The organism is Serratia sp. TSO36 (assembly GCF_057808395.1).
Genome location: NZ_JBJZOU010000016.1, coordinates 175,633 through 187,539 on the forward strand (window position 1 = coordinate 175,633; position 11,907 = coordinate 187,539).

The window sequence follows — 11,907 nt, forward strand, 5'->3', positions numbered from 1 at the left end:
GTACGGCAGGCGCAAAGGCAGTGATAACGGAATAATTTTCGCATGATCGCGAGTTTTTTTGCTGAAGAGGCCGGCGTCACCGCCGGCGCAAAACGTCAGATGTTTTCCAGATCGATACCGCGCGTTTTCGGGCCGAACAGCCCGATCACCAGCATCACGATCAGCATGCTGGCGACGATAAACGCGATCACCCCCAGCGAGCCGCCGTACTGCAGGATAATGCCGATGATAATGCTGCTGAACACCGTCGACAGGCGGCTGAAGGAGTAGCAAAAACCGACGGCGCGGGCGCGAATATGGGTCGGGAAGATCTCGGATTGATACGAGTGGTAGCTGTAGGTCAGCCAGGCGTTGGACCAGGTGATGAAGAAGCCGCACAGGATCAGCCACAGCGGGTTGTTCTGCAGCGCGAACAGCGAGCCGAAGACTACCGTCACCAGGCAAGACAACACGATCTGCCACTTATTCTCCATCTTGTCGGCGTAGAAGCTGCACAGCAGCGAGCCCAGCGGGTAGGCCAGCGTGATGAAGAAAGCGTACAGCAGGCTGTGGGTGACCGATGCGCCCTTGCCCGACAGCAGCGCCGGCAGCCAGTTGCCGAAGCCGAAGAAGCCGATGGCCTGAAAGAAGTTCATCACCACCAGCATCAGCGTGCGATCGCGATACTGCGGCGCCCAAATGTCGCGAAAGCGGCCGCGCAGCGGCGCCGGCGCCCCCTCGGCATTGTCAACCGGGCGCGACGGGAAGTCCGCGGCCGCCACGCCGCAGCGCCGTTCCATATCCCGCATCACCTGCCGGGCCTGCGCATAGCGCCGCTGCTGCACCAGCCAGCGCGGCGACTCCGGCAGCCCCTTGCGCACCAGCCAGATCACCAGCGAAGCCAGCGCGCCGGCGATCACCACGTAGCGCCAGCCGCTCAGGCCCCAAATCGTCTGCGGCACCAGCCACCAGGACATCAGCGCCACCGCCGGCACCGACAGGAACTGCACGAAGAACGCGAAGGCAAAAGCCCGGGTGCGCAGATGCGCGGGCACCCACTCCGTCAGATAAGTGTCGATGGTCACCAGCTCAATGCCGAGCCCGACGCCCACCAGAAAGCGCAGAAAGATCACCCACTCCGCCTGCTGTTGAAACGCCAGCAGCAGCGAGAAGGCGCCATACCAGATAAGGGCGAACATAAAGGTGGCGCGGCGGCCGAAGCGATCGGCGTACGGGCTCAGCAGGCTGGCGCCGACGAACAGGCCAAGAAAGGTGGCGGAGGCGAAGGCCGCCTGGTCCGACACGCCGAAGACGCCCTGCGCGCCGGTGTGGAAAATGCCGTCGGCGATAAGGCCGGTGCTGATATAGCCGGTCTGGAACAGATCGTAGAGTTCGAAAAAGCCGCCCAGCGACAGCAGAATGATAAAGCGCCACAGGCCGGCCGACGCGGGCAAGGCGTCGATTCTGGCCGCCAGATCCCGCGCATGGATCGGCGACGCCGCTACAGAGTCACTCACCGTTAACCTCGCATTAACATTTTTGATGACTTTCTATGCTAGCGAAGCGGCGTCGGAGTTAAATTTTTAATTAGCAGACTATGAAAAAAAGTTAAGCATAAAACGCTGCAGCAGCCTGTTTTATAGCAGGAAAATGCAACGTGGGATGCCGCAGCGGCATCCCGAATCGGTGGCTTAACGGCTGGGGTGCTGCTGCAGCCGTTCGCTGCGGTAGAAGCTCAGCAGGCACCAGCCTAGGGCGATCAGCGCCAACGGCGCGGCGACGAAGCCGATGTTGCCCATGCCCAAATGCAGGCTTACCTGGTTGCCCAGCAGCGCGCCGCTGCCGATGCCGAAGTTGTACAGGCCGGAGAAGATCGCCATCGCCACGTCGGTGGCGTCCGGCGCCAGGCTCAGCACTTTGGCCTGCATCGACAGGCCGATGGCCATGATCGCCATGCCCCAGAAGATGCACAGCACCGTCAGGTGGCTTTCGCTGCCGGCGGCCGGCAACAACAGCAGCAGGCTCAAGGCCAGCAGCGCGATGGCGCCGATAAAGAAGCCGGAAGGAAAACGCTCGCTGTAGCGGCTGAACAGCAGGCTGCCGACGATGCCGGCGGCGCCGAACAGCAGCAGCATCAGCGTGGTGAAGTTCTCCGACAGCCCGGCCACGGTCTGGATAAACGGCTCGATGTAGCTGTAGGCGGTGAAGTGCGCCGTCACCACGATGACGGTCAGCATGTACAGTGCCAGCAGCGCCGGGCGTTTGAACAGCAGCGGCACGCTGGCCAGCGAACCGGAGTGCTCGCTTTTCAGCACCGGCAGCAGGCGCCACAGCAGCACCAGCGCCAGGGTGGCGCACACCGCGATGCCGATAAAGGTCATGCGCCAGCCGAGCAACTGCCCCACCACCCGCCCGAGCGGCAGCCCGAGCACCATCGCCAGCGCGGTGCCGCCCGCCAGCAGGCTCAGCGCCTGGGCTTTCTTGCCCGGCGGCGCCACGCGGATCGCCAGCGAAGCGGTGATCGACCAGAACACCGAGTGCGCCAGCGCCACGCCGGCGCGCGAGATGACCAGCGTGGTGAAGTTCCAGGCCACGGCGGTCAGCACGTGGCTGGCGATAAACAGCATGAACACGCCGATCAGCAGCTTGCGGCGCTCAATTTTGCTGGTCAGCAGCATGCACGCCAATGAGGCGGCGGCGACGATCCAGGCGTAGATGGTGATGATCAGGCCGACCTGTTCGGTTTGCATCGAGAAGCTGGCGGCGATGTCGCTCAGCAGACCGACCGGAATAAATTCGGTGGTGTTGAAGATAAAGGCCGAGACGGCGAGGATAACCACGCGCAACCAGGCGGTTGAGCGCGAAACGGCAGCGTGTTCCATGGTAAACAAAATCCGGACAGGTGCGTGCAAGTCGCGATATTTTAACCAACCGGCCCGCTAAATGCGATACGCGTCACACTTTAATTGTGTGGTTTTTTTCGCCGCATTTCGACACATTCGCAGACACACGGTTGCACAAATGCTGTGCTAATCTATTGAAGCGTACCAATTTTTCCTGCCGCTCTTCCCCTCCGGCCGCCGCAGACGACGCGCCGCGCCGAAGAACCGCGCGCAGTGTCCATTTGGCGTTTTCTGAGGCGAGGTCATTATGTCCGCGATTTATGATTGGTCCGTGCTCGCATTGCGCAATGTTTACGATCGCCGCATTCAGGGCAAGCCGGTGCTCGACAGCGCCGCGCTGTTCCCCGACGCCGAACGTTTCACCGCCCAGTGGCGGCAGATCCGTGAAGAGGCGCTGACCGTCGCCCACGATCTGCACAATATTCCCCGCTTTCACGAGATCATGATCCAGCAGGCGTCGATTTCCGCCAACGACGCGCGCGACTGGCGCATGTTCATCATGAAGGCCTACGGCCAACCGATCGCCCGCAACCTGGCGCGCTGCCCGACGCTGGCGGCGTTGATCGCTTCGTCCCCGGACGTGCTGTCCGCCTCGCTCTCCTTCCTGGCGCCCGGCAAGCAGGTGCCGCCCCACCGCGGGCCGTTTCGCGGCATTCTGCGCGGCTATCTGGTGCTGGACATGCCCAAACGCGCCGACGGGGTGCCGGCGGCGGTGCTGAAAGTGGACGGCCGCGAATACCGGCTGCACGAGGGGGAGTTCATGCTGTGGGACGACACCTTCGAACACGAAGTGTGGAACGACAGCCCGCAGGTGCGCACCGTGCTGCTGCTGGACATCCGCCGCCGCGACATGCCCGGCGGGCTGCGGCTGCTCTCCAGCGCCATCATCGCCCTGGTGCGGCTGAACGTGCGCTGGATGCAGCGCCAGTTCTGAGTCCGGCGCTCGGGCGACTAACCGTCCTGAGAGGTCGGGCATTGCTGCGCCAGCCACTGCTCGGCGGTAGTGGTGGCTATACCCTGGCGCGCATTGAAGGTTTTCGCCTTATCCCAGGCCACGCCGTCGGGCCGGGCGAAAGCCAGCCGGTATTTGGCGCCGACGTCGCGCGGATGGTTCAGCACCGCCTCCTGCAGCCGCTCTTTGTCCAACAGGACTCTGTTGACCTCAACGCCCCAGTGCGCCTGCATGACATCGGCAAGCTCGCGGTAGGTCAGCGTGTCCCCGGCGATATAGACCACCTGGTTGCGAAACGCGGGCCGATGGAAAAAAATCGCGGCCGTCAGCCGGCCAATGTCCTCGGGGGTGGTCAGCGTCACCGCGTAACGCCAGTCGCCCAACGCGCGCACCGTTTTGGTGGCCGCGTCCACCACGCCAAAACCCGGGTCAAACAGGTAGCTGGTGAAAATGCCCGTGGAAACAATCACCCACTCCGTCGCCTTCTGCGCACGCAGCAGGTGGCGCACTTCGAGCTGTTCATCCCACACCTGTTGCCCGCTGCCTGTGCCGACAACATCGTAGTCCACGCCGAACTGCCACGGGAAATAACGCGCCACGCCCGCCTGCAAAACGGCCTGGGTGATCTTTATCTGCGTGCCCGCCCCGCCGACAAAGCCGCTGCAGTTGATCACCGCGTCAAAGCCGCGCAGCAACGCGCTCAGCTCATCCACGCTGTTTTGCTGCAGGTCGCCTTCCACTGCGGCGATACCGAGCCGCGCCAGCGCATCCCGCCGCGCGCGATGCGGGCCGGTGACGGCGCGGGCGGCCTCAGGCCGGAGCAGTACGCTGATGTTTAAAGCGTGGTGTAACCGGGCCTGCCGGCTCATCGCGCGCAATACCGGCAGCCCCAGTTCACCGGCGCCGAGTATGAGCACGGTATTGATGGATGGATTTGTGGATTTCATTCTTGCCTCCTGTCTTGACACTACGCCATCCTGACAGCTGACAAAAACGGGTTCAATTAGGTACACGCGTGATACCGGAGAGGAATATGACGAACGATCGGGAAGCGCTGCTGCAATTTTCGCAGGCGTTCTGTGAAGAATTGAGCAACGACGATGAAGGGTTGAAGCGTGAGGTCCTCGCACATGCGGGCAACCGTTGGTCGCTGGGGGTATTGCATATCCTGGGCACCCACGGGCCGCTGCGCCACGGCGAGATAGGCCGCCAATTAGCGGGCGTGACGCAGAGAATGCTGACGCGGACGCTGCGCCATCTCGAGCGGGACGGGTTGATATCGCGCTGCGATTATCAGGAAAAGCTGCCCCGCGTGGTTTACACCATCACCGACGCGGGGAAAGAGATGCTGCTCAACATGCTGCCGCTCTGGTCGTGGATTATCGCCTCCGCCGACGCCTTCAGGGCAGCCCGCTCACGCTACGATGATCAAGAACGAAGCGCCGCCGAGGGATGAACGCAGGCCTCCCTGCCCAAAGGGCGGCGTTCAGCCGCCGCCCAGATAGGCCTTTCTCACCTCCGGATCGTTCAACAGCTCCTGGCCGCTGCCGGTGAGGCGGATCTGGCCGTTGACCATCACATAGCCGCGATCGGACAGCTTCAGCGCGTGGTTGGCGTTCTGCTCCACCAGAAACAGCGTCATGCCGCTGCGGGTCAACTCGCGCAGCACGCCGAAGATCTGCCGCACCACGATCGGCGCCAGCCCCAGGCTCGGCTCGTCCAACAGCAGCAGCTTCGGCCGGCTCATCAGCGCACGGGCGATCGCCAGCATCTGCTGCTCGCCGCCGGACAGGGTCATCGCCCGCTGGTTGCGCCGCTCCTTGAGGCGCGGAAACAGCTCGAACATGCGCTGCAGATCCTCCGCCAGATAGCGGTTGCCGACGGTGATGGTGCCCATCAGCAGGTTCTCCTCCACGCTCATGTCCGGAAAGATGCGCCGCCCTTCCGGCGCTTGCGCGATGCCGCCGGCCGCCACGTAGTGCGTGGAGCGGCGGCTGATGTCCTCGCCGCCAAACAGGATTTGCCCGCCGGCGATGCGCGGCTGGCCGAAGATCGACATCAACAGCGTGGATTTTCCCGCGCCGTTGGCGCCGATCAGCGCCACCGTCTCCCCGGCGTTGACCTGCAGCGACACCTTGCGCAGCGCCTGGATCGGCCCGTAAAACACGTCCACTTCGCGAAATTCCAGCATCGTTTCGCTCATCCCGCCAGCTCCTCTTCGTCCGCGCCCAGGTAGGCGGCGATCACCGCCTCGTTGTGCTGGATCTCCTGCGGCGTGCCGCGGGCGATCACGTCGCCGTGATCGAGCACGATCACCCGATCGGAGATCTCCATCACCATGCCCATGTCATGCTCGATCAGCAGCACCGTGATGCCGTGATGCTGGCGCAGGAAACGGATGATGCGGCTCAGCGTGGCCGTTTCCACCGGGTTCAGCCCGGCGGCCGGTTCGTCGAGACAGATCATCTCCGGCGCGGTGCACATGGCGCGCGCGATCTCCAGCCGCCGCTGCTGGCCATAGGACATCTCCCCCGCCAGCCGGTTGGCGCAGTCCACCAGATCCACCACCTCCAGCCAGTAGAAGGCGTGATCCAGCGCGGCGCTTTCCGCCCGGCGGTAGCCCGGCGTATTCAGCACCCCGGCGATCAGGTTGCGGTTGCTCTGCATGTGCTGCGCCACCAGCAGGTTCTCCACCACCGACATTTCGCGGAACAGGCGGATATTCTGGAAGGTGCGCGCCAGCCCGGCGCGATTGACCAAATGAGTGCCACCGAACATCTTGTAATAGAGGCGCGAGCCGAGCCGCTTCGGGCGTATCCAGTCGCCGGCGCGAAACTTCTGCCCCAGCACCTGGATCACGTCGGTCGGCCGCTTGTGGGTATTGAGCTGGATCGCGCCGCCGCTGGCGCGGTAAAAGCCGGTCAGGCAGTTGAATACCGTGGTCTTGCCGGCGCCGTTGGGGCCAATCAGGGCGGTGATGGAGCCGCGCTCCACCTCCAGATTGACGTCGTTCAGCGCCTTGATGCCGCCAAAGCGCATCATCAGGTGCTCCACCCGCAAAATGGCGTCGCTCATGGCGCCACCCCCTTGCGTTCGGCGAAGCTGGCGCGGCTGATGCGCACCAGCCCGCGCGGCCGCCAGATCATCATCGCCACCATCAGCACGCCGAACAGCAGCACCCGGTATTCGGCGAAGCTGCGCAGCAGCTCCGGCGCCACCGTCAGCACGAAGGCCGCCAGCACCACGCCGAGGGTGGAGCCCATGCCGCCCAGCACCACGATCGCCAGGATCAGCGCCGACTCGAAGAAGGTGAACGAGGTCGGGTTGACGAAGCCCTGATAGGTGGCAAAAAACACCCCCGCCAGCCCGGCGGTGGAGGCGCCCAGCATAAAGGCCGACAGCTTCACCAGCACGTGATTGAGCCCGAGAGAGCGGCAGGCGATCTCATCCTCGCGCAGCGCCTCCCAGGCGCGGCCGATCGGCATGCGCGTCAGCCGGTGCTTGATGTACAGCACCAGCAGCACCACCAAAAACAGCACCGCGTAGATGAAGATGAACTTGAGGTTGGGGTTGTAATCAATGCCGAGAAACTCGTGGATCGGCACCCCGCCGTCTTTGGCGCGCCGGCCGAACTCCAGGCCGAACACCGTCGGCGCCGGCACCGAGACGCCGTTCGGCCCGCCGGTGAGCGACATCCAGTTGTTCAGCACCAGCCGGATGATCTCCCCAAACCCCAGCGTGACGATCGCCAGGTAGTCGCCGTGCATGCGCAACACCGGGAAACCCAGCAGCGCGCCGGCCAGCGCCGCCATCAGCGCCCCCAGCGGCAGCATCGCCCAGAAGCCCAGCCCGAGGTACTGATAGCCCAGCGCCAGCCCGTAGGCGCCGATGGCGTAAAACGCCACGTACCCCAGATCGAGCAGCCCCGCCAACCCGACCACGATATTCAGCCCCAGGCCGAGCAGCACGTAGATCAGGCCGAGGATCGCCACCGTCAGCAGGTATTTGGTGGCGACGAACGGGAACAGCAGCGCGATCGCCGCCATCAGCGGCAGGAGCCAGCGCAGGTTGGATTTATAGCCCAGCGGCCGTACGTAGACGCCGTCGTTGCCGCCGTCGAAACGCGCCAGCACCCTGCGCCCCGGCGCGGTTTGCAGGAACAGGCTCAGCAGCAGCCGCCCGGCCATCACCGCGACGATAATCCACACCAGCCGGTGCGGTTCGAAGTTAAAGCTGTAGCCGTTCAGCACGATGCCGACGATCGGCCCGAACACGATCAGGGCGATCAGCCCGGCCAAGACGGCGTCCAGCAGGCTGCGTTTAGCGTCCAGCCCGCCGTGGATCACGGATTGCGACATGGCGTTCTCCTTAAACCTTGGCGATCAGCGGCCGGCCAAGCAGGCCCTGCGGACGGAAGATCAGGATCGCCACCAGCAACCCGAAGGAGAACACGTCCTTGTAATCCGAGTTCACCATGCCAGCGAACTGCGCCTCCGCCACCCCGAGCAGCAGCCCGCCCAGCATGGCGCCCGGCAGCGAGCCGATGCCGCCCAGCACCGCGGCGGTGAAGGCCTTGATGCCGATGATAAAGCCGACGTAAAAATCGAAGGTGCCGTAGTTCATGGTGATCAGCACCCCGGCCAGCCCGGCCATGGCGGCGCCGATCACAAACACCAGCGAGATCACCCGATCGGTATTGATGCCGAGAATCGAAGCCATTTTGCGATCCTGCTGGGTGGCGCGGCAGATGCGCCCCAGCCGGGTGCGCTGAATGATGTAGGTGAGGATCGCCATGCCGAGCAGCGACGCCACCAGAATAAACACTTTGGTGTAGGTGATTTGCACCACGCCGCCGTCGAACTCCAGGCGGAACACGCCGCTCAGCAGCGTCGGGATGCCCTGCTGGCGCGGCCCTTGGCTTATCTGCGCGTAGTTTTGCAGGATTAACGACATGCCGATGGCGGAGATCAGCGGCGCCAGGCGGGTGGAGTTGCGCAGCGGCTTGTAGGCGATGCGCTCGATCACCCAGCCGTACACCCCGGTGATGACGATGGTGAACACCAGCGTGCCGAGGATCAGCAGCGGGAACGAGTGCAGCCCGAAGAACGACAGCAGCGCCAAACCGATGGCGCACAGGTAGGCGGAGATCATGTACACCTCGCCGTGGGCGAAGTTGATCATGCCGATGATGCCGTAAACCATGGTGTAGCCGATGGCGATCAGGCCATACACCGCACCGAGGGTCAGGCCATTGATCAGCTGTTGCAGAAAGAATACATCCATAATGAGCAGTCTCGCCTGGTAAGGCCGCCAACGCAGTCCGACGCGGCCCAAAGGTCATCGCGGAACGGGCTCGCCAGAGCGGCGAGCCCGTCGGTCATAGGGTTACAACTTCAAGGTTCGGCCGTTTACAGCTGGTGATATTTGCCCTTGTCATCCCATTGGTAGACCACGTAGTCCGAAACCTTCAGGTCGCCCTTCTGGTCCCAGGCCTTCTTGCCCATCACGGTGTCCACATCGTGCGACTTCAGCCATTCGGCGGCCTTGGCGCTGTCTTTGCCGCCGGTGGCGTTGAAGGCGGCGGCGATCGCCTGGATCGAGGCGTAGGAGTAGAGGGTGTACCCTTCCGGCTCAAAGCCGCTGGCGCGGAACTTGGCGATCACCGCCTTGCCTTCCGGGATCTGACGCGGATCGTTGCCGAAGGTCATCAGCACGCCGTTGGTGTACTGCGGCCCGCCGGCGGCGGTCACCAGTTCTTCGGTCACCACGCAGTCGCCGGAGAAGAACTTGGCGGTCACGCCCTGCTCGCGCATCTGGCGCACCAGCGGCCCGGCTTCCGGATGGCAACCGCCGAAGTAGACCACGTCCGGCTTGACCGAGGCGATCTTGGTCACCAGCGCGTTGAAGTCTTTCTCGCCGCGCGACAGCCCCTCATACAGCACTTCCTTGACCCCGCGCTTGTTCATCGCCGCCTTCGCCGCGTCCGCCAGCCCCTGGCCATAGGTGTCTTTATCGTGGATCACCGCGATGCGCTTGGCCTTCAGGGTGTCCAGCATGTAGTTGGTGGCGATCACGCCCTGCTGATCGTCGCGCCCGCACATGCGGAACATGGTCTTCATGCCGCGCTCGGTGATCTGCGGGTTGGTAGAGCCGGGGGTGATGGCGATGATGCCGGCCTCGTCATACACCTCGGAGGCGGGCATGGTAGAAGAAGAGCAGAAGTGGCCGACCACCGCCGAGACCTTTTCCTGATCCACCAGCCGGTTGGCGACCGCGACCGCCTGTTTCGGTTCGCAGGCGTCATCCCCCTGCACCAGCTTGATTTTTTCCCCTTTGATGCCGCCGGCGGCGTTGATGTCCGCCGCCGCCTGCGAAGCCCCGCGCCAATACTGATCGCCATAGGTGGCGTTCGGCCCGGAGAACGGCCCGGCGACGCCGATGACGATATCGGCCTGCGCGGAAAACGCCGTACCTAAACAACCGATGAGCAAAGCAGCGAGCGGACTTTTTATCAATTTCGATGACATTGTTATCTTCCTCAGCACTGGTGTAGCGGAACGCCCTGGGGCGCGGAACTTTCACTTTATGTGTAGACGGGGAAAATAATTTTCTTGAGAGCGCAGTCGCATTCCCCAAAAATGGGTAAGCAAAAATCCAGCCATTGTGACGACGAATACATATTATTTGCTTATTCATCCTACATATCAGTTGCGGCGCGGCGTTTGACGGGGTTAACGGGGATAAGCCGTACGGCTAAGAGGGAAGGTGCGGGATAGCGAGAGTGACCCTGCACCATCGCCGTGCAACGGCTTGTGCAAACGACGTCAAAACGATTTGGGATGCAAAAATCAGCGCATAGCGATGAAAAATGCCGAAAAACAGCGCAAGGTGCTCATTCCCTCAGCAAACGCGCTTTTTTTGCAGTTTAGCGCTTTGACAAACCCCAGGCGCCCCGCTATTATTCGCCCCGTTCACACGATTCCTCTGTAGTTCAGTCGGTAGAACGGCGGACTGTTAATCCGTATGTCACTGGTTCGAGTCCAGTCAGAGGAGCCATATTTAGAAAAGCCCGCTCAGGGAAACCCGAGCGGGCTTTTTGCTTTCACGCTAAATGCATCGACAGGCAACGTTACTCTTTGGCTATCGGCGCAGCATTTTCATCAATTTTTACCTTACCCTGAATATCAGCAATCTTCCTCTCCAGATCCGCCACCTGCGCTTTGCTGTGCAGCAAGGTATAGGTCAGATCAAACTGCGCACTGGCGCCAGGCTGCAATTGCTTAACGCGTTTTTGTTCGCGCTCGATGGTGACCGGGTAGGCATAGCTGGTGCCCGGCTCAATCCCCGTGACATATCCCTGTTTTAACGTATCGGTATTCTTCCACAGCGTCAGGACGGGCAATTGGCGGGTATCGAACTGAATCGCCACCCCTTTGTCGCCCGCGTGATTGACCAGCGCCGCCAGTGTCTGATGATTCGGATCCGATAATGGCTTAATGTTAAAGACCATTTCATCGAACCCTTTGGTGGGGCCGGCATAGGTTCCCCAGGTCTTCAACCCGGCTTTGGCATAGTCGTTAAACGGGCTGATGCTGGCCATCGGCGCCAGGAAGCGGGCGCCATTTTCCAGAATCGGCGCGCCGAAATTGCTGTGGTAGATAATCTGGTAGTCGTGGGGATAATCCGCCCGGTTGGTTAACACATCATGCAGGCTGAAACTGTTGCTGCCGGGTACGTAGCGCAGTTCGGTCAGGGTTTGCAGATCGGCTTTTTTGAATGTGCTCTCTTTGATCAGGCCGCGAATACGAATTTCATACGGCGCCGTATCCGCTACCTCAACCTCAACCAGTGAGGCCGGCGTATTGCCCGCTTTGCCGTGCAAGGTGTAAATTTGCCCTTCTTCGGTCACCGGATGACCGGTCCACTCATAGCCGCAGCGCACCATCATCTCATTGAAACCTTCCAGCCAGCCGAGCCCATTGCGGCTTTCCAGGTTGATAAAGGCGGGGTTGACCACCTCTTTGACCGGAGAATCCCACCCCATTTTCGCGCCAAATCCTTCCGCCCGCAGGA

11 protein-coding genes and 1 tRNA gene are annotated in these 11,907 nt (G+C 62.3%); 3 read left to right on the forward strand and 9 right to left on the reverse strand.

Features of this window, described 5'->3' with window-relative positions; all coding sequences use genetic code 11:
- Window positions 1–95 precede the first annotated feature (95 nt).
- Entirely contained in the window at window positions 96–1,496 is a 1,401-nt protein-coding gene (locus tag ACK3CV_RS16670) for an MFS transporter (RefSeq protein WP_204280363.1), read from the reverse strand.
- Window positions 1,497–1,670: 174 nt separating this feature from the next.
- Entirely contained in the window at window positions 1,671–2,861 is a 1,191-nt protein-coding gene (locus tag ACK3CV_RS16675) for a sugar transporter (RefSeq protein ID WP_033654945.1), read from the reverse strand.
- A gap of 268 nt (window positions 2,862–3,129) precedes the next feature.
- On the opposite strand from ACK3CV_RS16675, the gene ACK3CV_RS16680 reads away from it, so the two are divergent.
- Window positions 3,130–3,816 (forward strand): aspartyl/asparaginyl beta-hydroxylase domain-containing protein, encoded by a 687-nt coding sequence (locus tag ACK3CV_RS16680; protein WP_164040450.1) that lies wholly within the window; start codon window positions 3,130–3,132, stop codon window positions 3,814–3,816.
- Window positions 3,817–3,833: 17 nt separating this feature from the next.
- On the opposite strand, the gene ACK3CV_RS16685 is transcribed toward ACK3CV_RS16680, so the two are convergent.
- A complete protein-coding gene (locus ACK3CV_RS16685; protein ID WP_164040452.1) occupies window positions 3,834–4,781 on the reverse strand; it encodes an aromatic alcohol reductase in 948 nt (315 codons plus the stop codon).
- A gap of 86 nt (window positions 4,782–4,867) precedes the next feature.
- On the opposite strand from ACK3CV_RS16685, the gene ACK3CV_RS16690 reads away from it, so the two are divergent.
- On the forward strand, window positions 4,868–5,290 hold the full coding sequence (locus ACK3CV_RS16690) for a winged helix-turn-helix transcriptional regulator (protein WP_164040454.1): 423 nt from the start codon (window positions 4,868–4,870) through the stop codon (window positions 5,288–5,290).
- 30 nt (window positions 5,291–5,320) lie between these two features.
- On the opposite strand, the gene ACK3CV_RS16695 is transcribed toward ACK3CV_RS16690, so the two are convergent.
- The 5 genes from ACK3CV_RS16695 to ACK3CV_RS16715 all read right to left on the reverse strand — a co-directional run bounded on the left by ACK3CV_RS16695 (window position 5,321) and on the right by ACK3CV_RS16715 (window position 10,361).
- Window positions 5,321–6,037 (reverse strand): ABC transporter ATP-binding protein, encoded by a 717-nt coding sequence (locus ACK3CV_RS16695; RefSeq protein WP_164040456.1) that lies wholly within the window; start codon window positions 6,035–6,037, stop codon window positions 5,321–5,323.
- Window positions 6,034–6,909, reverse strand: a complete 876-nt coding sequence (locus tag ACK3CV_RS16700) for an ABC transporter ATP-binding protein (RefSeq protein ID WP_164040459.1) — start codon at window positions 6,907–6,909, stop codon at window positions 6,034–6,036. Before ACK3CV_RS16700 ends, ACK3CV_RS16695 begins: the two co-directional genes overlap by 4 nt.
- Window positions 6,906–8,192, reverse strand: coding sequence for a high-affinity branched-chain amino acid ABC transporter permease LivM (livM, locus tag ACK3CV_RS16705; RefSeq protein WP_164040461.1), 1,287 nt, complete (start codon window positions 8,190–8,192; stop codon window positions 6,906–6,908). Before livM ends, ACK3CV_RS16700 begins: the two co-directional genes overlap by 4 nt.
- Window positions 8,193–8,202: 10 nt before the next feature.
- On the reverse strand, window positions 8,203–9,117 hold the full coding sequence (locus ACK3CV_RS16710; protein WP_004928592.1) for an ABC transporter permease subunit: 915 nt from the start codon (window positions 9,115–9,117) through the stop codon (window positions 8,203–8,205).
- A gap of 125 nt (window positions 9,118–9,242) precedes the next feature.
- A complete protein-coding gene (locus ACK3CV_RS16715) occupies window positions 9,243–10,361 on the reverse strand; it encodes a branched-chain amino acid ABC transporter substrate-binding protein (protein WP_033647954.1) in 1,119 nt (372 codons plus the stop codon).
- Between the two features lie 453 nt (window positions 10,362–10,814).
- On the opposite strand from ACK3CV_RS16715, the gene ACK3CV_RS16720 reads away from it, so the two are divergent.
- Window positions 10,815–10,890: transfer RNA gene (locus ACK3CV_RS16720), tRNA-Asn, on the forward strand.
- Window positions 10,891–10,963: 73 nt separating this feature from the next.
- Here ACK3CV_RS16720 and ACK3CV_RS16725 read toward each other — a convergent pair.
- Window positions 10,964–11,907 (reverse strand): aldose 1-epimerase family protein (locus ACK3CV_RS16725; RefSeq protein ID WP_489009880.1); only part of this gene is annotated, 944 nt, incomplete at its 5' end.